This window comes from Eubacterium ramulus (genome assembly GCF_045002895.1).
In the GTDB taxonomy this organism is placed as follows: Bacteria; Bacillota; Clostridia; order Lachnospirales; family Lachnospiraceae; genus Eubacterium_I; species Eubacterium_I ramulus.
The window spans coordinates 259,904-283,768 of sequence record NZ_CP173382.1; the positions used below are offsets into that span (position 1 = coordinate 259,904).

The following is a 23,865-nucleotide window of genomic DNA, read 5'->3' on the forward strand; positions in this document are numbered from 1 at the left end:
GGGATATATGGGAACCTACGGATATATTTCAATTATAGCCATGGTGTGCTATGCATTTATGTTGCTGATGTTTCTGGCAGCAAAGAGAAATAAAATTGTAAACAGTTTTCTGGTAGTGTTGACCGGACTGCTCTTATGGACCGGTGGTTCTGCCTTTATGCGTGCGCAGCTTTGGCCGCAGTACGCATTCTGGTATCAGGTTTCGTTATTTGGAATCTTACTGCTTCCGTACGCATATTACCGTTTTATTCTGGCTTTTGGCGGTGTCAGGGAAGGTATGGTAGGTAAACTCTATCTGGCAGTCATCCTGACCTGTCTCGTGGCAAATATATGGAATGGTTTTTTTCTGGCGTGCCCGGAATTGGTGGAAAAAAATGGAACACCAACCTTTGTATACGATATTAAACCGACGATTCTGGTATTATTCTTTCTTGTTGGAGCCTTTCTGTTACACTTGTTTGTAATCCTGGTGCATATCTGCAAAGCAAATCCGAATATGAAAGCACAATATGATCCGGTAATGATTGGCGTTGTGGTACTTTTTGCCGGAAACGTTCTGATCAGTCTGCCGTTGCTTTCCGGATTTCCGATCGATGTTCTGAGTGGTGTCGTTAATGTATTTCTATTATTTTATGCGCTGACCCGCAGACGATTATTTCAGTTGCAGATGCTGGCCTCTTCCAGCTTATGCTATGGCGTCGGATTCCTGTTTTCTGTGATTGTATTTTTTAATGTTGTTCCATATCTGCAGAAAATGCTTCATTTGCAGATGGATACAAATATGACAATATATGCACTTGTATTTGCAGTGGCATTTCTTGTTATTTATGCACTGTTTACATTCTTATGGAAATTATTGGTGAGAAATGTGTTTGTAAAGGAAGAAATTCATCAAGCGGAAAAAATCAAAGAATTTAGTTCAGCAATTTCTAAGACATTGGATCTGCAGAAAATTCTGAATGAAACCATTCATGTGTTGAAAGAATTGATGGATGTGGGAAATATCTATATCTGTATGCAGGATGCACCGGGTCAGCCTTATCGCGGATTTGCCAGTGATCAGCCATTAAACGACCTGGCTTTTTCTCTGGAGGAGGAAAATCCGATGATTCAGTGGCTGTCAGTTCATGAGGAGCCACTGATCTACCGGGAATTTCGTTATACAGTGGAATACAAATCCATGTGGGAAAGCGAAAAGCATCAGTTGGATAAAAAGCGTATTCGCTATTGTGCGGGATTAAAAGACGGGGATTGTCTGGCGGGAGTGCTTCTGATCACATCACCTTCTTCAAAAAAGGGGCTTGTGTATGATGAGGCGCAGTTGATCGCTTCTGTTACATCCGTAGCGTCCATTGCTATTAAAAATGCGAGAATGTATGAAAAAGCCTGCATTGAGGCACGGACGGATGAAATGACCGGACTGTTGAACCGGAAGTATTTTTATGAAGTTTTGAATGAAGAGTTTGAAAAAAATAAAGATTCTTCCCTGGCACTTGCCATCATTAATGTGGATGACTTTAAGTTATATAATCAGTTGTACGGAATCAAGGAAGGAGATGTTTGCCTGCAGCATATTGCCGCGATCATTCGCAGCAGTGTGGGTGACAGTGGATATATAGCCCGCCACGGAGGAAAAGAATTTGCAGTCCTGCTTCCAAAATATGATCTGTTTTCAGCCAGAAATCTGGTAGAGTCGATCGCAAAGCAGATTTTTGTGATGAATAACCGACGGACGGATATGAAGCTGAAGGCGGTGACAGTCAGTGCCGGAATCAGTGCAGCACCATATGCAGCCAGAACTGTCAAGGAATTGATGGAGAATGTGGATCTTGCTGTTTACCATGTGAAGCATAGCGGAAAGAACGGAATCCAGGTGTTTGATACGATGTTCCGCAATACGAACCAGCAGGGGTATACCAAAGACCGTGCACATATTTACCGGGAATATGAAACGACGATTTATGCATTGACTGCAGCCATCGATGTGAAAGATCATTATACGTTCAGTCATTCTAATAACGTGCTCTATTATGCGACCGCTCTGGCAGCAGCACTTGGCATGAATGAGGATATGATCGAGATCATCCGCCAGGCAGCTTTGCTTCATGACGTTGGAAAAATCGGAATTCCGGAATATATATTGAATAAACCGGGACGTCTGACAGATGAGGAATATGAGGTCATCAAAGGGCATGTGGAAGCATCCATTGACATTATCCGCCATCTTCCGTCGCTGGATTATGTTATCCCTGCGGTCATCGGTCATCATGAGAGGTATGATGGAAAAGGATATCCAAGGCGAATCGCAGGCGAAGATATTCCACTGACGGCGCGTATTTTATGCGTGGCAGATTCTTTTGACGCTATGACATCCAGACGATGCTACAAGAAGGCATTTCCGCTGGAGGTGGCGAGAGAAAAGCTCCTTTTAGACGCCGGAAAGCAGTTTGATCCGGATCTGGTTTACAAGTTTGTGGAGTGTCTGGACAATGGTACGATTACTTTGGTAGAATCAGAAGAATTACAGTAAAAATCAAAGATAGAATTTCGGATAAAAATATTGTGATCTGGAAGGAATACAGCAAAATCCATTCCATGATCGCAATATTTTTTTCTTTTCAAATCTTTTCTTTAATCTTTTTGATAACTTTTTCCAAAAAGGGGTTGACAATGAACGTTAGCGGTGGTAAACTTCGTATGCTGATGTTAGGAAAATCTAACAAAATGTAGCCACAAGTAGCATAAATTGTTATCTACTAATAAAATGTAGCCACGAGTAGTAAAGATTGCTATATACTAATGATATATAGCCATGTACACCTGTAATTAATCGATGTTAATAAAAGTGGTTTTGATTATTATATGGTGAATGCTTCTAAAGATACATAGCTATGTATGTTGTTATGTTTTACTAATACCAAAGAGAATCAAATCTACTGACACAGGAGGGATATGTGATGATGCCTTTAGCGATGGCGAAAAGTGGAGAAACAGTAGTGATCAGGAAAATTACCGGAAAAGATTCTATACGTCAGCATCTTGCTGAACTGGGACTGGTAGTGGATGAATCTGTGACAGTTGTCAGTGAACTGGGAGGAAACATCATCCTTCAGGTAAAGGACAGCCGGATTGCGCTGGATCGAAGTATGGCAACCAGAATTATGGTTTAAGCATAGAAGACAAGAAAGGAAGAGTTTTATGAAAACATTAAAAGACGCAAAAGTTGATGATGTAGTAGTTGTAAAACGTCTGCATGGTGAAGGCCCGATCAAACGTCGTATCATGGACATGGGAATCACAAAAGGAGTACAGATCAAAGTTCGTAAGGTTGCACCACTTGGTGATCCAATCGAATTGAACGTCCGCGGTTACGAACTGAGTGTTCGTAAAGCTGATGCAGAGATGATTGAAGTAGAGTAAAAATTTTTTTGTACATGGATTAGAAGACTCTAATAATGGTTATGAAAAACTATAGAAAATAAAAGTAGAGAGGAGATATAAATGAGTATCAAAATCGCACTTGCGGGCAACCCCAACTGTGGAAAAACAACATTGTTTAACCAATTGACCGGTAGTTCTCAGTACGTAGGTAACTGGCCGGGTGTAACTGTTGAGAAAAAAGAAGGAAAATTAAAGGGACATAAAGATGTGATCATTCAGGATTTACCTGGTATTTACTCCCTTTCCCCATATACACTGGAGGAAGTAGTTGCCAGAGGTTATCTGGTAAATGAACGTCCGGATGCAATTTTAAACATTGTAGACGGTACAAACATTGAGCGTAACCTGTATCTGACAACACAGCTCCTTGAGCTTGGTATCCCGGTTGTGATTGCAATCAACATGATGGATATCGTTCGTAAAAACGGTGACAAGATCAACGTTAAGAAACTGTCTGAGACACTTGGATGTGAGATTATTGAAATCAGTGCATTGAAAGGTGAGGGCGGATTTGAGGCAGCACAGAAAGCTGTAGATGCAGCAGAGAAAAAACAGGATGCAACTCCGCTTCACGTATTTACCGGAAGTGTCGAGCATGCCATCGCACATATCGAGGAGTCCATCGAGATGACGGTAGACCACAGATATCTTCGCTGGTTTGCAATGAAACTCTTTGAGCGTGATGAGGAAGCAGTCAAAGACTTAAATATTCCGGCAGATGTAAAAGCACATATCGAGCAGCACATTGTTGACTGTGAAAATGAGATGGATGATGATGCAGAGAGTATTATCACAAACCAGAGATATGCTTACATCAGCAAAGTGTGTGATCAGTCTGTAAGCAAAAAAGCAGAAGTACACAACCTGACAATCTCTGACAAGATTGACCGTATCGTAACAAACCGTATTCTCGCGTTACCAATCTTTGCAGGTATCATGTTCCTGATTTACTGGATTTCTGTAACAACCATCGGTGGAATTGTTACTGACTTTACAAATGATACACTCTTTGGTGAGTGGATCTGTGGAAACTTAGGACCGGCGCTTGAGAGCATTGGATGTGCTGACTGGTTAGTTGGTCTGATCAATGATGGTATTGTCGGTGGTGTCGGTGCCGTACTCGGTTTCGTACCGCAGATGTTAGTACTGTTCTTCATGCTTTCCATTCTGGAGCAGATCGGATACATGGCTCGTGTTGCATTTATCCTTGACCGTATCTTCCGCAGATTTGGTCTTTCCGGAAAAAGCTTTATCCCGATGCTGATCGGTTCCGGTTGTGGTGTTCCAGGTGTTATGGCAAGCCGTACCATTGAGAATGAGAGAGATCGTCATATGACAATTATGACCACCTGCTTTATTCCTTGTGGAGCAAAAATGCCGATCATCGGTCTCTTCGCAGGAGCATTATTCGGTGGCTCCGGACTGGTTGCAGTTTCCGCTTACTTCATCGGTGTAGCAGCAATCGTTATCTCCGGTATCATGCTGAAAAAGACAAAACCATTTGCCGGCGAAGTAGCACCATTCGTTATGGAGCTTCCGGCTTACCATATTCCAACTGCAGGTTCCGTTTTACGTGCTACATGGGAGCGTGGATGGTCCTTCATCAAACGTGCAGGTACTGTTATCGTAGCTTCTTCCGTAGTTCTCTGGTTCTTACAGGGATTTGGTTTCGTCGATGGTGCATTTGGCATGGTGGAAGACAATAACTCCAGTTTACTGGCAACGATCGGTGGAGCAATCTGCTGGATCTTCGCACCGCTTGGTTTCGGTGACTGGCAGTCAACAGTTGCAACAATCACTGGTCTGATCGCAAAAGAGAACGTTGTATCTACATTTGGTGTCCTCTTCGGTGGTTTCTCCGAAGTAGCAGAAAACGGCGATGAAGTATGGGGCCAGGTAGCACTTCATTATACACAGTTAACCGCTTACAGCTTTATGGTATTTAACCTTCTGTGTGCTCCGTGCTTCGCAGCTATGGGTGCGATCAAACGAGAAATGAACAATCAGAAATGGTTCTGGGCAGCAATCGGATATATGTGTGGTCTTGCATATATCGTATCTATGATGATCTACCAGTTTGGTTCCCTGTTCACAGGAAACGTTCATCCGGTAGGACTGATCGTTGCTATTATCGAGTTAGTATTTATCATTTATATGCTTGCTCGCAAAAATCCGTATGTTGATGAAGCAACCGGTATGGCAAAAAAATCTATCGCATAAGTCGAAATATGTGCTAATATAGTACTAAAATAGTTAATATCATATTTATTAAAAATTTAAGGGAGGAGTTCTAATGGCAACTGTAATTGTAGCAATCATTGTATTTGGACTGGTTGGTCTGATTATCGGTAAAGGCATTTATGATAAAAAACACCATAAGGGCGGTTGCGGTTGCAATTGCTCATCCTGCGGTGGCGGATGCCACTCACAGAAATAAATTTCCTTACTGTGATTAAAAAAATACTTGTTTAAAAATCGCCTCGAAGTGATAGGTCCCCAGAATCCTGGACACATACCACATCGAGGCGATTTTTTCTTTGATTTGTATTATACTTCTCGGGGAGTATAGTGTTGGCAGAGGATGTGAAAAAAGTGAGCTTTTTACCTGCATCGGTGGAAAGGGAAATCGTGTTTTCAAACAAAGGAAATTCTGCTATAATGTGAACACACAGAGGAGAGCATTACATCAGATGTGAGATCACTCCCACCATTTTAGGTGGTGAGCAATAAGATTATATCAGATGATTGGCATTGGCAATTTGTGGGAGGAAGCATAATGAAGTATACAGAAAATGGAATTCAGTATCATATCGGTTTAAAACAGGGAGACGTTGGAAAATATGTCATTTTGCCGGGGGATCCGAAGCGGTGTGCAAAGATCGCGGCACTTTTTGATGACGCGCGTCTGGTGGCCGATCACAGGGAGTTTACGACCTATACCGGATATTTGGACGGGGAGAAGGTCAGCGTGACTTCTACGGGCATTGGAGGGCCTTCTGCGGCCATTGCAATGGAAGAACTGGTACGCTGCGGTGCGGAAGTATTTATCCGTGTCGGAACATGCGGTGGCATCCAGACAGATGTCAAAAGCGGGGATCTGGTGATCGCCACGGGAGCGATCCGCATGGAAGGAACGAGCCGGGAGTATGCACCGATTGAATTTCCGGCGGTAGCCGATTATCATATCGTGCAGAAACTGGAAATGGCAGCGAAAGCAAACGGATATCCCTGCCATATCGGTGTCGTTCAGTGCAAGGATTCCTTTTACGGTCAGCATGAGCCGGAAAAAATGCCGGTAAGTTATGAACTGACACAGAAATGGGAGGCATGGAAACGGCTGGGATGCCTGGCTTCCGAGATGGAATCGGCAGCATTGTTCGTGGTGGCGAGTTATCTGCATGTAAGAATCGGTTCTGTTTTCCTTGTGGTAGCTAATCAGGAGAGGGAAAAACTGCAGCTGGAAAATCCGGTGGCACATGACACTCAGGCAGCGATCAAAACGGCAGTGGATGCGATTCGATGCATGATAAAAGATACAAAGGCATAAAAGACAGATGTATAGCAGAATAAATAACGATGAAAGTAGTGTGGGCGGACTGATCCTGGCAGCAGGATTGTCCACCCGCATGGGACAGTCCAAACCCCTGACAAAGTTTCTGGATAAAAAATTGATTGACCAGACAATAAAAACGATGCAGGAAGCCGGGATAGATAATATACAGATTGTAACAGGGTTCGAACATGAACGGGTTGAAGCTTATTTACAGGACAATTATTCGTCAGACCACATTCATACGATCTGGAACCCAAATTACGGAAATGGAAGTATTCTGACCTCTATCAAAACAGGTTTGGCGGAACTGACGGATTATGAATTGGTTTTTATCCAGCTGGTAGATTTGCCCTGTATCATGTCGGAAACTTATCAAAAACTATTGGAAGCGATGCTTGTGAATGGGAAAAAAGCAGTCCTTCCAACGGTGAACGGACGCCGTGGACACCCGGCATTGATCCGGATGGATTTGCTGGCAGACATTCTCGCTTATGAAGGGAGTGCCGGCGGTGGTGGTCTGCGGGGGTTTTGGAAGCAGCTAGGCGACGCCATGATGGAACTTCCGGTGGATGATCGTGGCTGCATTATGGATACGGATACAAAAGAACAATTACAGGAAGCAGAAAACTACATGAGATATTGATCTCAGTCTGAGTTGAGACTCCCACTTCTATAAGTGGCGAATAATAACAAGTATATTGGGAGCAGAAACATGCAGGAAATAAAAAAACTGTTAGAAGATATAAAACAGACCGGAGAGGGATCTCTTGAATTAAAAATAGAAAATATCGTATATGAGCGGAGATTTTACAGACCGGAACGACTGATCATTCTCGGTGGAGGTCATGTGGGGCAGGCAATCAGCAAATTTGCGTCTGCGGCTGGTTTTTACGTCATTGAAGTGGATGACAGACCTTCTTTTGCAAACCGCACTTATTTTCCGGATGCGGAAGAAATTTATTGTGAGGAATTTGAAAAAGCGATCGATCAGATTCAGATTGGTGGCAATGATTATGTCACTGTTGTAACAAGAGGACATCGGTTTGATCTGACCTGTCTGAGAAAAGTATTGAGTGGTATTTTTCCACGTTATTTGGGAATGATGGGATCCAAACGCCGGGTGGCAGGAATTGTTGATCTGCTGCAGAAAGAGGGAAATTCCGGGGAAACAGTAGCTCAGATCCATATGCCAATTGGATTAAATATCGGTGCACTCACCGTTCCGGAGATTGCAATTTCCATTGTGGCAGAACTTATCGAGGAACGCCGGAAAGGAACACCGCGCCGTTCCCACAGTCAGCTGCTGACCTGTACGGATACAGATCCCCGCGTGATTGAAATGCTGGGGGATCCAAATGTTGGAAAAGCCATGCTGCTGGTATATGACACCAGCGGTTCCACACCGGTAAAATCAGGTGCTCTGATGACGGTAAACAGCAATCTACAGACCGCAGGAACGATTGGCGGAGGCTGTACCGAAAATGAAGTTTTGCGGGAAGCTTTCCGTATGATCGGCACCGGAGAGGAAAAGGTCTTTTCACTCGATATGAGTAACGAAGTAGCAGCGGACCAGGGCATGGTGTGCGGGGGACGGATGCTGGTCTATGTGGTGGATATTTAAGTATGTTTGGTATAGAGAGGAGATCTTGATGATGAATAAGAAGGCATTATCAATAATAGGCGTTTCCTGTTTGGGTGCAGTGTTATTTGCGGGTTCAATGTTTGGGGGAAACACAGCAGAGGCTGGTTTGAATGACTACGGAAAAGTATCTGGATATAGTAAAATGTTAGCAGATAACTATCAGTCTGTGAACGACTATTACATCGAAACATTATCTGTAGATGGCCTTTCTGACAACCAGAAAAAAGAATATTTGAATAGAGATGATGTATATGCTGTAGGAAATAATATCGTTATTTCAAAAGAAGAAGTTCAGCAGTATACTGATTTCTATTTGCATGATGGTGAAAGTGAAGCCAATGCTCATCAGCTGGCAGTAAAAGATGCCATGGAACGAAATGCTTTATATGTTGCAGCTATTCAGAATGGATTTAGTGTTACCGATGAAGAAATTCAGGAATGGTTGACGGAACTTCGCACAATGTTGGAGAACGATACAACAGGTGTATATCAGGCGGCTTTGGATGGTTTTGATTCAGAGGAAGCATATTGGGCATATGAGTATGAAGTATATCGTGTTGATTTGCCGATTCAGAATTATGTGTCTTCACTTCAGCAGGGGGTAAATGTAATATCTGAACATGGAAATTATAATTCAGACACAGAAGTATTCAATGAAATGAAGCATCAGCTGGCAGATGAACAGAATTTTAAGATCGCAAATTAATAAGGAGAAATCCGGAACAGATAATTGTAGAAGTAAAGCAGTTAAAAACAGGATGTAACAATGAAAAAAGTGACAGAGGTCAAAAACTTCTGTCACTTTTTGATCGCAGAATAAGCATTCCCCCGCTTCAAGTGCGTAGAGCACTAAGCGGGGGAATGCTTATGTCAGTGGGAGTTAAAAGCTCCCACTGACAGGTCGCAAAGCGACTGCGTTCATGAGCAAGTAGCGAAAGCGGATTGCGAATGTCCGCTTTACTTTCTGAATGTTAAGCCACCAGACAAGTTATTACTGTGCGGTAGTTGTAGCTGCCGCATCATCCGTGGTCTGTTCCTCAGGCGGAATTACTACCGGCACACCCATGTCATCTCCGGATGTATCCGGAACTTCTACGTTATCTGCTTCATGCTCATCAAAATCAGCCGGTGCATGGAAGGTAACCGTGTTGGAACTGCGGAAGATCGTATTGCTTGAGCCAACCTGATTTACCACCAGCTCAGAACCATCAGACAGGTTTGCCATAGAAATCTCAAGGCAGTTTCCGGAAATATATTCTGTGGAAACTTTCTCGCCATCGACATAAACCTTACTCCAAGGAGTGAAATTCTCACCGAAGATGGTCAGCTTTGTCTTATCCGCGCTCATGGATGTATGGTCAATTACAACATCCTGAACACCCATTACAAGGTTGGAAGCCGGATATTTGTCTACCCCATGATAGGAATAGCGGTTTCCGTAAAGCAGATCGTACTGCAGTAATTCCCAGTTTGTAATGTAAGAAGCATCGTCAGCAGATACGTCTGCGTTCATTTCAGACTGGTGATAACGGAACATCGTTCCTTCGTGAATACCAAGCTGATCTGTGATGTAAGACATCAGCTGGTAAGCAGCCACATCTTTATCCTGTTTCTCAAGACCAAAGTTATTCCATGTAACGTATGTAGTGTCATACAGGTTTCCGGTATTCATATCGGATTCTTCCAGTCCAAGGGTCGGAAGGTGATCGCCGTACATGACAACGATTGTTTTCTCGTTACGTTTGGATAAGGTATCGATCAGGTTTCCGATGAATTTGTCAACTTCGTGAAGTTCGTTGATGTAGTACTCCCACTGATAATGCTCAGCTTCGGTATCTCCTCCGGTTACCTGAATTTCAGGGTTATCAAATACTTTGTAATCCGGGTAGCTTCCGTGACTCTGTACCGTAATGGTGTAGAGGAAATCAGACTGATCCGGAGTAGAATCCAGTGTCTTGGTTGTCTCATCAATCAGAATGTTGTCTGTCGGCCAGGAAGCAATTTCATTATATTCTGTGATATTCATCAGCTCTTTGCTGGTAAATGTATCAAATCCCATCTGGGAGAATACTTTTGCACGTCCGTAGAAGTTACCACCGTTGTTGTGCAGGGCATGAGTGGCATAACCGATATTACCAAGGTCATCAGCTGCACTTTCACAGGTAGTATTTTTTAAAACGGTTTTGTATGGGTACTCACCCAGACCGAAGAAACGGATGCCCATACCGGTCAGAACTTCAAATTCCGTATTTGCGGTTCCGGCTCCGACAACCGGAACAGTAAGGTATCCGGATGTATAATTCTCCATTAATTTATGGAAGTTCGGGATCGGATCTTCGGAGTAGCTCAAAAAGTTTAATTCATACGGATCGATAAATGTCTCAAGCTGCATGAAAATGATATTCGGCATATCAGAAGAATCAACCGTTGTCGGCTCTGTCGTTACATTGTCATTGATCGTGTCAATGGTTTCTTCCGTATAATTGGCAGGTTTGCTCATGCCGGTATCTACCACACTGGCAGAAAAACTGTATACAAAACCGTAATCCTTATATCCCTGTGCCAGGTTTCCGAAGTATCCGGAAAGGATATCGGAGTGGATCGCTGCCTTTGTGATAAAAGGAATACTTGCTACGCACAGTACCAGTAAACCAAGGTTGCGGAACAGATGAACTCTTCCTTTGAATTTCGGTCCCTTGAATGCAAAAAGAATCAGGAAAGTTGCAAGTGCGATCAGCAGAATGACCACTGCGATCTCCTGTCCTGCAGACAGATATTTGCTGTTTTTCATGGAGAGCAGGTCTCCGATCAGCTTCAGGTCTGCAAAGTTAAACGGTGTAACACGGGAGGCAAGTACGCATCCGTTGATAACACCAAGCAGCATCCAGAATATGGATATCACAATGCGGACCAGTGCACGATGCTTGAACAGATATACGATGAGCAACGTTGCAAAAATCAGCAGTGCATTATAAAGGAATGTCAGCGGTGAGCTGATACAGAAACTTACTGCTGATGTAAAGGAATGTCTGGATACACATTCAATTGTAAAGACCAGGATGCAGGCCAGCAGTCCGTGGAACAGCAGTGAAAATTTATTCATAAACTGTACTTTTGGATTGTCAGACAGATCCGGAAATTTAAAGTTTTTCAGAAAACGGAAAAAACCATGTCGTTTTCTTTTGATATTATCACCGATGATGATCGGTTTTTCTTTCCCATTTTTTCTAAATGATTTCATATAAACTCCTTCTCTCAAAACGTGGTGTCGAAAGTGCAAACTTTACTATTAAGTTAAAAGAATTTTACATAACCGTACAGATATTAGACCTAAATTTACAAAAAGTCAATTAAAAAAGTATAAAATACACGATATGAACAAAAAAAATTCATATTGCCGTTTCCTTTTGTGAATATTACAGCGTTACAGTTCACACATTACATACGTTTTAAAAAGCAATCATGCCTGAATGAGGAACTTGCAGAATGCGTAGGAAACTGTATCAAAAATCATGATTCATATCATAAATCATATAATAAGGAAATTTTTGAAAGAAAAAGGAAATAATTTCTTAATATGTCGGTCAATTAAGACTTGCAAAGCGAAAAACGTTGTGCTAAGATACAAAATCATGAGTAAATGCGTAGAAGGAGACTCTTATCTTCAGAAACTGACAGGAATACGGCGTCACCGACTGAGAGCGCTGTTTGGCGGAGGAGAGGAAGGGAACACTCTGGAGCAGACAGATTGAATGGGAAATCGGAAATAGATTTCAGTAGGTCTGTACGGTTCGCACACGTTACGTGCCTGAGTGGGGAAAGACACAGATCATGAGTGTTTTGTAGTATTGTTTTTCTCAATGCGGGTGGTACCGCGGAATAATAAAAGAACATTATTTCGTCCTGGGATACAAAGAAGTATCCTTAGGGCGTTTTTTTGTCTTTTTCAGAGCCAAGGCAATTCGAAAAAATATGCGAATCATGCTTGCATGAATGAATATATTTTTAAGAATTTCTTTGGCGAGAAGCCACATCGAGATGGAGCGTAGCGTAATCGAGATGGCTCTGAAAAAGACAAAAATAAGAATAATTCCGTCCCGCACCTTACAACATTTTATGCAAAAGGAGTGTACGAAACAATGAAAATGATGACTGGTGTAATACCAAAAGAGACGATGGAAATCAGTGAAATCCTTGCCTCTGACCTGTATGGTCAGATGATCAGCGTGAATGGAGCCGTCCATACGGTGCGTGACATGGGTGAGGTAGCCTTTGTGGTCCTGCGAAAGAGAGAAGGTCTCCTGCAGTGCGTGTATGAAGAAGGTGTGACCGCTATTGATCTGAAGGAACTCAAGGAAGGCGCAGCCATTGAGGTGAGCGGTGTATTAAATAAGGAAGAGCGTGCGCCGGGAGGATTCGAGATCCGCATGAAAGAGGTCAAGATTCTTTCCGAGCCTGCAGAGAGTCTGCCGCTTCCAATCGCAAAGTGGAAGATGAAAACTTCCCTGGAAGCCAGATTAAACCACCGTGCAGTAGCGTTAAGAAACATCAGGGAGCGTGCAACCTTCCGGATTCAGGAAGGCATTGTGAGAGGCTTTCGCGATTTCCTTTACAGCCAGGGATTTACAGAGATCCATACACCAAAACTTGGTGCAAAAAGTGCTGAGGGCGGTGCCAACCTGTTTAAACTGGAGTATTTCCACAGACCTGCGATCTTACAGCAGAGTCCGCAGTTTTACAAACAGATGATGGTGGGCGTGTTTGACAGAGTCTTTGAGACAGCACCGGTTTTTCGTGCGGAAAAACATAACACAAAACGCCATTTAAACGAATATAACAGCCTTGATTTCGAAATGGGTTATATTGACGGATTCGAAGATATCATGGCTATGGAAACCGGATTTTTGCAGTATACCATGGAGTTACTGAAAAAAGACTATGTGAAAGAGTTAGATATTTTACAGATCGAACTTCCGGATGTGAGCCGGATCCCGGCCATCCGTTTTGATGAAGCAAAACAGCGCGTGGCTGAAAAATACGACAGACAGTTTCGCAATCCATACGATTTGGAGCCGGAGGAGGAGCATTTGATCGGTCAGTATGCAAAAGAAGAATTCGGCAGTGATTTTGTGTTTGTCACACATTATCCATCCAAGAAACGTCCGTTTTATGCCATGGATGATCCGGCAGACCCGACCTATACCTTAAGCTTTGATCTGCTTTACAAAGGTCTGGAGATCACAACCGGTGGACAGCGTATCCATCAGTATGATAAATTAATGGAAAAGATCGCGCAGCGGGGCATGGAAACCGAAGGCATGGAGCATTACCTGTCCGCATTCAAATACGGCATGCCGCCACATGGTGGACTTGGTATCGGAATGGAACGTCTGACCATGCAGCTGATCGGAGAAGATAACGTCCGTGAAGCGACCTTGTTCCCGCGAGATCTGAGCAGATTAGAGCCGTAACAGATTATGGCAGACCCCGAAACCGTTACAAAGTGCGATCCAGATGTAGGAGGAGAGAAACGTGAGACATACAGGAACACAGACAATCGCAACAGAACGCCTGACATTACGGCGTTTTACCATAGAAGATGCAGAAAATATGTATTACAACTGGGCGAGCGACCCGGAAGTGACCAGATACCTGACCTGGCAGCCGCACAAAAGTGTGGAAGAGACCGCAGAGATTCTGCAGCAGTGGGAAGCAGGTTACAGCAAAAATGAGTTTTATCAGTGGGCCATCGAGTTAAATGACATCGAGCAGCCAATCGGAAGTATCAGCGTGGTATCACTGAATGAAGATGTCCAGAGTGCAGAACTTGGTTACTGCATCGGAAAATCCTGGTGGCATCAGGGTTACACCACAGAGGCTGTGGAGGCAGTCATCCGTTTCCTGATGGCAGAAGTCGGTGCAGGACGTGTCTGGGCACAGCATGATGTGGCAAATCCAAATTCCGGTGAAGTGATGAAAAAAGCCGGTATGGATTATGAAGGAACCTTGCGTCAGTCCACAAGAAATAATCAGGGGATCGTGGATGCTGCTGTTTATGCCAAAATCAGCCATGTGGCATTTGAGGAAGAGCCGGAAGCAGAAGAACAGACCAGCGGCGCATCCGTCACAAAAGTAATGGCAGAGGACGGAACTATGAAAAATGTCATTTCCGATGACACCATGGAATATGTCGGCATTCTGGCAAAACTGGAACTGAGTCCGGAAGAAGCAGAAGCAGCGAAAAAAGATATGGAAGATATGCTGGATTACATCGATCTCTTAAACGAGCTTGATACGACAGGCATCGAGCCGATGTCCCATGTATTCCCGATTGAAAATGTATTCCGCGAGGATGTTGTGACAAACGGAGATGGCAGTGCAGATACATTGAAGAATGCTCCGGAGCAGAAAGATGGCGGATTCAAAGTACCGAAGACAATCGGCGAATAAGAACGGAGGACATGGAAATGAGTTTGATGAGTTTGACAGCGGTAGAGCTGGGAAAAAAGATAAAAGCAAAAGAAGTGACCGTGGAAGCAGCCGTTCGGGAAGCTTTGGATGCGGTACGCGCAAAAGAAGAGCAGGTGCACAGTTTTGTGACAGTCGATGAGGAAGGTGCGCTGGCCCGCGCAAAAGAAGTACAGGCACAAATTGATGCCGGAGAGCTGACAGGTCCGTTAGCAGGTGTTCCGGTGGCCATCAAGGACAATATGTGTACCGAAGGACTGCTGACGACCTGTTCTTCAAAGATTTTATATAACTTTATACCGACTTATACGGCAGAAGCAGTGAAAAAACTGGAAGAAGCCGGAGCAGTCATTATCGGAAAGACAAATATGGATGAATTTGCCATGGGAAGTACGACAGAGACTTCTGCTTACGGCGAGACAAAAAATCCATGGAATACCGCGCACGTTCCGGGAGGATCTTCCGGCGGTTCCTGCGCAGCTGTGGCAGCAGAGGAGTGTTCTTTTGCCCTTGGTTCTGATACCGGCGGATCCATCCGTCAGCCGAGTTCTTTCTGTGGAGTAACCGGTATCAAACCGACGTACGGAACCGTTTCCCGTTACGGACTGATCGCATACGGTTCTTCGCTGGATCAGATCGGACCGGTAGCAAAAGATGTGACAGACTGCGCAACGATCCTGGAAGCAATTACTTCCTATGACAAAAAGGATTCGACATCCGTAAAAAGAGAAGACACCGATTTTACGTCTGCCCTGGTAGACGATGTCAAAGGCATGCGCATCGGTATCCCAAAAGATTATTTCGGAGAAGGGTTAAATCCGGAAGTAAAGGAAGCGGTACTTGCAGCAGCAAAGGTACTGGAAGAAAAAGGTGCTATCGTGGAAGAATTCGACCTTGGTCTCGTAAAATATGCGATCCCGGCCTATTATGTCATTGCCTGCGCGGAGGCAAGCTCCAACCTGGCACGTTTTGACGGTGTCAAATACGGCTACCGTACGAAAGAATATGAAGGCCTTCATAATATGTATAAAAAATCCCGTTCCGAAGGATTTGGTCCTGAGGTAAAACGAAGAATCATGCTTGGATCTTTCGTTTTAAGTTCCGGATATTATGATGCCTATTATCTGAAAGCATTGCGCGTCAAAGCATTGATAAAAAAAGCATTTGACGATGCATTTGCAACATATGACATGATCCTTGGACCGGCAGCACCGACCACAGCACCGAAGCTTGGCGAGAGCCTGCAGGATCCGATCAGCATGTATCTGGGCGATATTTATACAATTTCCGTGAACCTTGCGGGACTTCCCGGAATTTCCCTTCCGTGCGGTACGGACCGTCAGGGATTGCCGATCGGTTTGCAGCTGATCGGAGACTGTTTTCAGGAGAAAAAGATCATTCAGGCAGCATACAGTTTTGAACAGACACGTCCATATCAGCACAGCCCGCTGAGTCAGGCGTAGGAAGGAGAAGAAGAGATGAGTAAGAATTATGAAACAGTCATCGGACTGGAAGTGCATGTAGAGCTTGCAACCAAAACAAAAATCTTCTGCTCCTGTTCCACGGAGTTCGGAGGAAAACCAAATACACACACCTGCCCGGTTTGTACCGGTATGCCGGGTTCCCTTCCGGTGTTGAACAAACAGGTAGTGGAATATGCCATGGCCGTTGGTCTGGCTACAAACTGCAGCATTACCCGATACAGTAAATTTGACCGGAAAAACTATTTTTACCCGGATAATCCGCAGAACTATCAGATCTCACAGCTGTATCTGCCAATCTGCCGCAACGGATATGTGGAAATTGAGACTCCGGCAGGCAAAAAACAGGTGCGCATCCATGAAATCCATATGGAGGAAGATGCCGGTAAACTGGTACATGATGAATGGGAGGACGTATCCATCGTGGACTACAACCGTTCCGGTGTGCCGCTGATCGAGATTGTATCCGAGCCGGATATGCGTTCTGCCGATGAAGTGATCGCTTACCTCGAGACACTGCGTCAGACGATTCAGTATCTGGGAGCATCCGATTGTAAACTAAACGAAGGTTCCATGCGTGCCGATGTCAACCTGTCCGTCCGTGAGGTTGGTTCACCGAAGTTTGGAACCCGTACTGAGATGAAAAACCTGAACTCGTTCAAGGCGATCGCACATGCCATCGAAGGAGAGCGGGAGCGTCAGATCGAGCTTCTTGAGATGGGAAGAAAAGTTGTGCAGGAAACCCGTCGCTGGGATGACAACAAAGAATCTTCTCATGCAATGCGTTCCAAAGAGGATGCACAGGATTATCGTTACTTCCCGGAACCGGATCTGGCACCGATCGTTATCTCGGAGGAGTGGATCAATGAGATCCGCAGTCGCCAGCCGGAACTGCGTCCGCAGAAGCTGGAGCGTTACCGCAGAGAGTACGATATTCCGGAGTATGATGCACAGATCATTACCGGAACAAAACATATGGCAGATCTTTTCGAGGAAACCACGAAAATCTGTGACAAACCGAAAAAAGTATCCAACTGGCTCATGGGCGAAACCATGCGTCTCTTAAAAGAGAACAGTATGGAAGCAGAGGAAATCTGCTTTGCACCGGAGCATCTGGCTGCTCTGATCGAACTGGTAGATGCAGGCACCATCAATGGTTCCGTGGCAAAAGAAGTTTTTGAAGAGATGTTTCGGTCAGACATTGATCCGGAGAAATATGTGGAAGAAAAAGGACTGAAAGTGGTCAATGACGAAGGTGCACTGCGCGAGACCATTGAAAAAGTTATTGCAGACAATCCGCAGTCTGTGGAAGATTACCATAATGGTAAAAAGAAAGCCATGGGATTTTTGGTTGGCCAGACGATGAAGGCTATGAAAGGAAAAGCAAATCCGGCTATGGTAAATGCAATTCTCCAGGAACTTCTTGCTTAGAGTGGCGGCATTTTAGGTCGTGTGGCCGGGCGTTCTGCCAGGTTATTGAATACGTTTGAAAAAACATCCTCATGCAGGCTGAGACGCCTTGTATGAGGATGTTTTTCTCGAAAAAAGCATAAACCTTTTATTAAATGCGAGTCGTACAGTTGAAAATAGCCTTCAATCTATGGTAAGATAGAAAAGTCTCAACGGCATTTTTGAGGAAAATAAAATGTAGGATCGGAATGATTTGTTTTGAATGATTCCGAACGTACATGAAAGACGAATGGAGATTTTTTTATGATAGATAACGATTACAGAGAAGTGGATACAGATGAAAAAAATGTATCCGATGTAGAAGAAACAAAGGAAGGGACTCCGGTGGAGACCGGTGAGGTAGTGACGGACGATTCCACAGAGGACAATGAAAAAACAGATGATTTTGATGAGTTCTGTGCAATGTGCAGACGTCCGGCCAGCAAGGCAGGCAAGCTGATCCATGTGGCTCCGAATATGGCAATCTGTCAGGACTGCATGCAGAAGACCTTTGATACCATGGGGCAGATGCCTGGAATCCCGGGTCTGGGAGATATCAATATCGGAGATATGCTGTCAAGTGGAAAGATGCCGAATATCCAGTTTGTAAACATGTCCGATCTGCCATTTGGCAACCAGCAGAAAGTAAAGAAGAAAAAACCAAAAGAGAAAAAGAAAGAGGAGCCGATTCTGGATATCCGCAAGATTCCGGCACCGCATAAGATCAAAGCAAGTCTGGATGACTATGTAGTCGGACAGGATTACGCGAAAAAGGTTATGTCTGTGGCTGTTTACAACCATTACAAACGTGTGGCAGCAGGTACTGAGGCAAATGCAGATGGAGTAGAGATCGAGAAATCCAACATGCTGATGGTTGGTCCGACAGGCTGTGGTAAGACGTATCTGGTTAAGACCCTGGCAAAACTTCTGGATGTGCCGCTTGCCATCGCTGATGCGACCTCTCTGACCGAAGCCGGTTACATAGGCGATGACATTGAAAGTGTGCTGTCCAAGCTTCTGACCGCAGCAGATAATGATGTAGAAAAAGCAGAACGCGGTATTGTATTTATTGATGAGATCGACAAACTTGCAAAGAAGAAAAATGCGACACAGCGTGATGTCAGCGGTGAGTCCGTACAGCAGGGTATGTTGAAGCTGCTGGAAGGTGCGGAAGTGGAAGTACCGATCGGTGCGACCAGTAAAAATGCGATGGTTCCGATGACAACGATTGATACATCCAATATTTTATTTATCTGCGGTGGTGCGTTTCCGGGACTGGAAGATATCATCAAAGAACGTTTGAATGAGCATGCTTCCATCGGTTTCCAGGCAGATCTGAAAGATAAATATGACAAGGAAGAGAATCTGCTCCGTCAGGTGACTACAGAGGATATCCGCAAATTTGGTATGATTCCGGAGTTTATCGGTCGTCTGCCAATCCTGTTTTCACTGGATGCATTGTCCGAGGATATGCTGGTACAGATTCTGAAAGAGCCGAAAAATGCGATCATCAAGCAGTATCAGAAATTACTGGCTATGGATGAAGTAAAACTTGAATTTGATGATGGTGCACTGCGTGCCATTGCAAAACGTGCCAAAGAGAAAAACGTAGGAGCCCGTGCACTTCGTTCCATCATTGAGGAATTCATGCTGGATATCATGTATGAGATTCCGAAGGATGACAATATTGGTGCGGTTACCATTACAGAGGCTTATATCGAAAAAACAGGCGGCCCGCTGATTCAGATGCGTGGAACGCCGGAACTGGAGGATAAATCCGGAACAAATTAAGAAAGCTTCCAGCTTCCATTGCAAGTAGGGAGGAAACAAGGCAGGAGAAAAAGCAAAGGTGCTTATTTCCCCTGCCATTTTTAGACCAATGAAATAAGTTCCCTGTTTTTCTTTGTATCAAAGAAGTGGATATTTCTGCATTTATTACCGTTAGTGATGTGTCTGAGATTATTGGAAAACATATTAAGAAGACTGCAATAGAAAAAGCAATAAAGAATGAATAGCTCAAGAATATCTGAAAAAAATGGACAGGATCGGATATAGCCGGTTCTGAAAAGAATGAAGATTAAAATAATAAGAAAAATGAAAAGACAGCCAAATCCGAACGGCTGTCTTTTCTAAGGAGAAGGTATTTTTTACTATGGGGGTAGCAAAAAACTTATAATGTATTGGGGGTTTTTACAGTTATTATAATAGCAAATATTCATTCATAAGTGTTCACAATCATTCATAAAAAATCATTCGAAAATTGTACAATTTTTATAAGACCAAAAAGTAATCACTGAAAAATGTCTTGTAAATCTGCATGATAACAGAGTTACTGTTCACACGCGCCATTCGCAAAACGTCCTTTCAGGACTTCTCCGTAGCTACGCTACTACTTTTGCTCATAAAAAGGCGCTCCCTTCATCATTATGTATCCAAATATTTCCTCATGCAAGCATGATCAATATTTGAATACATATGATGAGTGAACTGTAACATAACAGATTCTTTTCGAGATGATACTCCTTGTAAAACAGGTGTGGTCATGCTATCATTGAGGTAGTAAAAAGAGAAGGTTTTAGAGGAGTCTTTGTGTGAAAACACAGAAAGAAAGGTATATAAGGAGGAAGCAGAAACATGAAGGGACTTGTTCACATTTATGAAGGAACAGGCAAAGGAAAGTCAACGGCGGGGGTCGGTCTTACAATCCGCTGTGCAGGAAATGGATTTCCGGTGGTGTATTCTCAGTTTTTGAAGGATGGTACAACCGGTGAGATGAATATTTTACGGAAGATTCCGAATATTACAGTACTGGTGGAAGAACATCATTTTGGATTTTCTTTTCTGATGACACCGGAAGAAAAAGTGGAGGCAAAGGCTGCTTATACGGCGTTGTTTGAGAAGGTGAAAGCGGCAGCGGTGGAGCAGAATGCAAGATTGCTGGTTATGGATGAGATGCTGGATCTGTGTAATGCAGAATTGATTGATACGGCCATGGTGGTTGATTTTCTGAAAAACCGACCGGAGCAGCTGGAAGTCGTTATGACAGGACGTAATCCGAAACCGGAACTGGTAGAACTGGCAGACTATATTACAAATATGAATGCAGTGAAGCATCCATTTGAAAAAGGGGTACCGGCAAGAAAAGGGATTGAAATGTAGTTGTTATGGAGGAAAGTATGAAATCATTATACGAACTGGTAGCACCTTACGATTCTGTTTCCCTGATCGGAATGTGTAAAAATGCCGGAAAGACAACCACGTTGAATCAGCTGATCGCTGAGCTGAAACGCAACGGGGTTTCTTTTGGTGCTACATCAGTAGGAAGAGATGGAGAAAGCACAGATCTGGTTACCAATACGGTGAAACCGGGCATTTTTGTTTATAAGGGAACGATTGTTGCAACGGCAGCAGATTTATTGAAATATTGTGATACGACGCGGGAGATTTTATGTTCTACCGGGATTTATACACCGATGGGAGAGATTATTATCTTCCGGGCCCGGACAGACGGGTTTGTGCAGATTGCCGGACCATCCATGACCAGTCAGCTGGCGGAAGTATCGGAGTTGATCCGCCCTTATGGTGTGGACAAGATTCTGATCGACGGGGCACTTGGACGAAAAAGTCTTTGTTCCAGAAAAGTCAGCCAGAGTACGATTCTGTGTACCGGTGCATCTTATCACAAGAGTATGGCTACGGTAGTGCGGGATACCGCATATACCTGTGAAATCCTGCAGCTGCCTCAGGCACCGTTTGAAGTACCGGAGGAACTGTGGAATCAGAATGATATGAAATATATACCGGTGACGGATCCGGAGCACATTGTGTTGCCACAGGAGCGGATAACACCGGAGAAGGTATGGCGGAGAGGGGCAGAAAACCCGCCGGAATATATGGTAGTCCAGGGCGGACTGACAGATGCCATGGTAAAGACACTCATCATGTCAAATACAGATCTGAAAGGGAAAAAGATGGTGCTGCTGGATGGCAGCAAAATACTTCTTTCCAGCGATATGTATGAGAAACTGCAGATCAAGGGGCTGCGTTTTGAAGTAGCGGATGCGCTGCAATTGCTGGGAGTTACGATCAATCCGTTTTCGGCCTATGGATTTCATTTTGACAAGGATGAATTTATGCAGAAGATGTCTGCAGCGATTGATGTGCCTGTCTATAATGTCAGGGACGAGTACAGAAAAAGTATGGGGGAATTAGCATGATTCAGTTGACATATGAACAGAAAAACAGTATCGGACTGCAATATATATTGGACCGGTTGAATCCATCGTCACCTTACGGACAGGAACGGGTGCGTCGGATGACACCGTATACATCAGAAGAAAAAGATCTTCTGATGGAGGAACTCTCCAACCTGGAGAAGCTGATGAATAAAAAGGAGGATCTGAAGCAGGAAATCAATCATTTGCGTCGTATATTTATGCAGATGAAGGATGTACGGCCAACGATAAAAAAGGCACGGGAAATGTGTCTGAATGACATTGAACTGTTTGAAATGAAGAATTTTCTGATTTATTCGGAGCAGGCCAGAAGTGAAGCAAATTATGTAAATGGGCAGACAAAGATGACGGGTCTTGGCTATATGGATCTGGAAGCAGCCCTGGATATTCTGGATCCGGACGGACGCCGGATTCCAAGTTTTTATATTTATGAAGCATATTCGGAGAAATTGGATGATATCCGGAAACGCAAGCGGGAACTGGAAAAATCCATGGAGATTGCGGCGGAAGAGACAAAGAAAGAGTATCAGAATCTGCGGCATCAGGTTGTTCTGGAAGAGGAAGAAGAAGAACAGATCATCCGGGAACAGCTCACAAAGCGCCTGCAGCCGTATCTGGATGCCATGCTCTATAATGCCAATGTAACAGGGCGTCTGGACTTGCTGCTGGAGAAGCTGACCGCTACTTATTTCGGAAAAGCAGTGAAACCGGTGTTCAGCGGAATGACAGGTATAAATGCTGAAAATATGTATAAAAATACAGAAAATGAAAAAGCAAATACAGCTTCTGACATTTCATTTAAATTGGAAAATGTGACGAATCCGTGGGTTGCTTCTGTGTTAAAGAACCGTGGATTGGAGTTTACGCCATTGTCCATTGAACTGACACAGGGAGCTACGGTGATCACCGGTGCAAATATGGGTGGAAAGAGTATTTCCCTGAAGACCATTGTGCTAAATGTAGTGCTTGCTATGTGTGGTTTTTATGTATATGCAGATTATGCAGAGATTCCATTTTTTGAGAATATCCAGATGATTTCCGAGGAACTGCAGTCCGTACAGAAAGGACTCTCCAGTTTTGGTGCAGAGATTATCCAGATGAAGGATGTGATTGAAAATGTCGAAAAAGAATTCTGTTTTGTAGTGCTGGACGAGTTTTCCAGAGGTACCAATCCGCATGAGGGAGCTGCGCTGGTGCGTGCAGTGACAAAATATCTGAATCATAAGCATGTAGTGGCACTTCTGGTTACACATTTTGATCATGTGGCTGAGTATGGAAAAGCGCATTATCAGGTTGTAGGACTGAAAGATATGGATGAATCCAGGGTTGAAAATGAGATTCAGAATGCAGGTGTGCAAAAGGGAGTAGCGGTAATCGCGTCCCATATGAATTATGGCCTGTATCGTGTTGAGAATGAGGGAAATTGTCCGAGGGATGCGTTCCGAATCTGTCGCTTACTGGGATTGCAAAGCGATGTGATGAATTTACTGGATGAACAGGATTGATCTCAGTCTGAGTTGAGACTCCCACTTCTGCAAGTGGAGAGTAATAGCAAATATTCTCAGTGAGAGTTCAATCTCCGAAAAAGAAAGAACC

At 43.9% G+C, this 23,865-nt stretch carries 19 protein-coding genes and 1 pseudogene; 19 read left to right on the forward strand and 1 reads right to left on the reverse strand.

The window, feature by feature from the left end:
* The first annotated feature begins 7 nt into the window (after positions 1-7).
* The 9 genes from ACIRUQ_RS01305 to ACIRUQ_RS01345 all read left to right on the forward strand — a co-directional run bounded on the left by ACIRUQ_RS01305 (position 8) and on the right by ACIRUQ_RS01345 (position 9,342).
* Positions 8-2,530, forward strand: a complete 2,523-nt coding sequence (locus ACIRUQ_RS01305; RefSeq protein ID WP_055290466.1) for an HD domain-containing phosphohydrolase — start codon at positions 8-10, stop codon at positions 2,528-2,530.
* Between the two features lie 427 nt (positions 2,531-2,957).
* Entirely contained in the window at positions 2,958-3,170 is a 213-nt protein-coding gene (locus ACIRUQ_RS01310; RefSeq protein WP_021740427.1) for a FeoA family protein, read from the forward strand.
* Positions 3,171-3,198: 28 nt separating this feature from the next.
* The gene (locus ACIRUQ_RS01315; RefSeq protein ID WP_021740426.1) at positions 3,199-3,420 is read left to right on the forward strand and encodes a FeoA domain-containing protein; all 222 of its coding nucleotides are present in this window, start codon (positions 3,199-3,201) and stop codon (positions 3,418-3,420) included.
* 81 nt (positions 3,421-3,501) lie between these two features.
* The gene (gene feoB, locus ACIRUQ_RS01320) at positions 3,502-5,661 is read left to right on the forward strand and encodes a ferrous iron transport protein B (RefSeq protein WP_055290467.1); all 2,160 of its coding nucleotides are present in this window, start codon (positions 3,502-3,504) and stop codon (positions 5,659-5,661) included.
* Between the two features lie 73 nt (positions 5,662-5,734).
* Positions 5,735-5,878 (forward strand): FeoB-associated Cys-rich membrane protein, encoded by a 144-nt coding sequence (locus ACIRUQ_RS01325; protein WP_021740424.1) that lies wholly within the window; start codon positions 5,735-5,737, stop codon positions 5,876-5,878.
* 339 nt (positions 5,879-6,217) lie between these two features.
* Positions 6,218-6,988: a uridine phosphorylase gene (gene udp / locus ACIRUQ_RS01330; RefSeq protein ID WP_022034982.1), complete on the forward strand. Its 771-nt coding sequence runs from the start codon at positions 6,218-6,220 to the stop codon at positions 6,986-6,988.
* 7 nt (positions 6,989-6,995) lie between these two features.
* Complete coding sequence (locus tag ACIRUQ_RS01335; RefSeq protein WP_070103973.1) at positions 6,996-7,637, forward strand: NTP transferase domain-containing protein; 642 nt, start codon at positions 6,996-6,998, stop codon at positions 7,635-7,637.
* Positions 7,638-7,706: 69 nt separating this feature from the next.
* The gene (locus ACIRUQ_RS01340) at positions 7,707-8,615 is read left to right on the forward strand and encodes an XdhC/CoxI family protein (RefSeq protein ID WP_055290469.1); all 909 of its coding nucleotides are present in this window, start codon (positions 7,707-7,709) and stop codon (positions 8,613-8,615) included.
* Positions 8,616-8,643: 28 nt separating this feature from the next.
* Complete coding sequence (locus tag ACIRUQ_RS01345; RefSeq protein WP_156330984.1) at positions 8,644-9,342, forward strand: hypothetical protein; 699 nt, start codon at positions 8,644-8,646, stop codon at positions 9,340-9,342.
* Between the two features lie 285 nt (positions 9,343-9,627).
* Here ACIRUQ_RS01345 and ACIRUQ_RS01350 read toward each other — a convergent pair whose 3' ends face one another.
* Positions 9,628-11,877 (reverse strand): LTA synthase family protein, encoded by a 2,250-nt coding sequence (locus ACIRUQ_RS01350; protein WP_055290471.1) that lies wholly within the window; start codon positions 11,875-11,877, stop codon positions 9,628-9,630.
* Positions 11,878-12,775: 898 nt separating this feature from the next.
* On the opposite strand from ACIRUQ_RS01350, the gene aspS reads away from it, so the two are divergent.
* The 10 genes and pseudogenes from aspS (at position 12,776) to ACIRUQ_RS01400 (ending at position 23,774) form a co-directional block, all read left to right on the forward strand.
* Positions 12,776-14,107, forward strand: a complete 1,332-nt coding sequence (aspS, locus tag ACIRUQ_RS01355; RefSeq protein WP_022034977.1) for an aspartate--tRNA(Asn) ligase — start codon at positions 12,776-12,778, stop codon at positions 14,105-14,107.
* Between the two features lie 139 nt (positions 14,108-14,246).
* Positions 14,247-14,567 (forward strand): annotated as a pseudogene (locus ACIRUQ_RS01360) (GNAT family N-acetyltransferase); the annotation flags it as partial.
* A 222-nt stretch (positions 14,568-14,789) separates the two neighbouring features.
* The gene (gene gatC, locus ACIRUQ_RS01365) at positions 14,790-15,086 is read left to right on the forward strand and encodes an Asp-tRNA(Asn)/Glu-tRNA(Gln) amidotransferase subunit GatC (protein WP_336302969.1); all 297 of its coding nucleotides are present in this window, start codon (positions 14,790-14,792) and stop codon (positions 15,084-15,086) included.
* 17 nt (positions 15,087-15,103) lie between these two features.
* Complete coding sequence (gene gatA / locus ACIRUQ_RS01370) at positions 15,104-16,567, forward strand: Asp-tRNA(Asn)/Glu-tRNA(Gln) amidotransferase subunit GatA (protein WP_022034975.1); 1,464 nt, start codon at positions 15,104-15,106, stop codon at positions 16,565-16,567.
* A 15-nt stretch (positions 16,568-16,582) separates the two neighbouring features.
* Positions 16,583-18,016, forward strand: coding sequence for an Asp-tRNA(Asn)/Glu-tRNA(Gln) amidotransferase subunit GatB (gene gatB, locus ACIRUQ_RS01375; RefSeq protein ID WP_022034974.1), 1,434 nt, complete (start codon positions 16,583-16,585; stop codon positions 18,014-18,016).
* A gap of 282 nt (positions 18,017-18,298) precedes the next feature.
* Positions 18,299-19,825: an ATP-dependent Clp protease ATP-binding subunit ClpX gene (gene clpX / locus ACIRUQ_RS01380; RefSeq protein WP_022034973.1), complete on the forward strand. Its 1,527-nt coding sequence runs from the start codon at positions 18,299-18,301 to the stop codon at positions 19,823-19,825.
* Between the two features lie 125 nt (positions 19,826-19,950).
* Positions 19,951-20,049, forward strand: coding sequence for a hypothetical protein (locus ACIRUQ_RS01385; protein WP_404856519.1), 99 nt, complete (start codon positions 19,951-19,953; stop codon positions 20,047-20,049).
* A 619-nt stretch (positions 20,050-20,668) separates the two neighbouring features.
* Positions 20,669-21,193 (forward strand): cob(I)yrinic acid a,c-diamide adenosyltransferase, encoded by a 525-nt coding sequence (locus ACIRUQ_RS01390; RefSeq protein ID WP_021740402.1) that lies wholly within the window; start codon positions 20,669-20,671, stop codon positions 21,191-21,193.
* Between the two features lie 17 nt (positions 21,194-21,210).
* Positions 21,211-22,251, forward strand: a complete 1,041-nt coding sequence (locus tag ACIRUQ_RS01395) for a hypothetical protein (protein ID WP_022035121.1) — start codon at positions 21,211-21,213, stop codon at positions 22,249-22,251.
* Entirely contained in the window at positions 22,248-23,774 is a 1,527-nt protein-coding gene (locus ACIRUQ_RS01400) for a MutS-related protein (RefSeq protein ID WP_022035120.1), read from the forward strand. Before ACIRUQ_RS01395 ends, ACIRUQ_RS01400 begins: the two co-directional genes overlap by 4 nt.
* The last annotated feature ends 91 nt before the right edge of the window (positions 23,775-23,865 follow it).

Coding starts and splice junctions, on each gene's coding strand:
- ACIRUQ_RS01305 (WP_055290466.1), top strand. CDS start 8: ATGGGAACCTACGGATATATTTCAATTATAGCCATGGTGTGCTATGCA.
- ACIRUQ_RS01310 (WP_021740427.1), top strand. CDS start 2,958: ATGATGCCTTTAGCGATGGCGAAAAGTGGAGAAACAGTAGTGATCAGG.
- ACIRUQ_RS01315 (WP_021740426.1), top strand. CDS start 3,199: ATGAAAACATTAAAAGACGCAAAAGTTGATGATGTAGTAGTTGTAAAA.
- feoB (WP_055290467.1), top strand. CDS start 3,502: ATGAGTATCAAAATCGCACTTGCGGGCAACCCCAACTGTGGAAAAACA.
- ACIRUQ_RS01325 (WP_021740424.1), top strand. CDS start 5,735: ATGGCAACTGTAATTGTAGCAATCATTGTATTTGGACTGGTTGGTCTG.
- udp (WP_022034982.1), top strand. CDS start 6,218: ATGAAGTATACAGAAAATGGAATTCAGTATCATATCGGTTTAAAACAG.
- ACIRUQ_RS01335 (WP_070103973.1), top strand. CDS start 6,996: ATGTATAGCAGAATAAATAACGATGAAAGTAGTGTGGGCGGACTGATC.
- ACIRUQ_RS01340 (WP_055290469.1), top strand. CDS start 7,707: ATGCAGGAAATAAAAAAACTGTTAGAAGATATAAAACAGACCGGAGAG.
- ACIRUQ_RS01345 (WP_156330984.1), top strand. CDS start 8,644: ATGATGAATAAGAAGGCATTATCAATAATAGGCGTTTCCTGTTTGGGT.
- ACIRUQ_RS01350 (WP_055290471.1), bottom strand. CDS start 11,877: ATGAAATCATTTAGAAAAAATGGGAAAGAAAAACCGATCATCATCGGT.
- aspS (WP_022034977.1), top strand. CDS start 12,776: ATGAAAATGATGACTGGTGTAATACCAAAAGAGACGATGGAAATCAGT.
- gatC (WP_336302969.1), top strand. CDS start 14,790: ATGAAAAATGTCATTTCCGATGACACCATGGAATATGTCGGCATTCTG.
- gatA (WP_022034975.1), top strand. CDS start 15,104: ATGAGTTTGATGAGTTTGACAGCGGTAGAGCTGGGAAAAAAGATAAAA.
- gatB (WP_022034974.1), top strand. CDS start 16,583: ATGAGTAAGAATTATGAAACAGTCATCGGACTGGAAGTGCATGTAGAG.
- clpX (WP_022034973.1), top strand. CDS start 18,299: ATGATAGATAACGATTACAGAGAAGTGGATACAGATGAAAAAAATGTA.
- ACIRUQ_RS01390 (WP_021740402.1), top strand. CDS start 20,669: ATGAAGGGACTTGTTCACATTTATGAAGGAACAGGCAAAGGAAAGTCA.
- ACIRUQ_RS01395 (WP_022035121.1), top strand. CDS start 21,211: ATGAAATCATTATACGAACTGGTAGCACCTTACGATTCTGTTTCCCTG.
- ACIRUQ_RS01400 (WP_022035120.1), top strand. CDS start 22,248: ATGATTCAGTTGACATATGAACAGAAAAACAGTATCGGACTGCAATAT.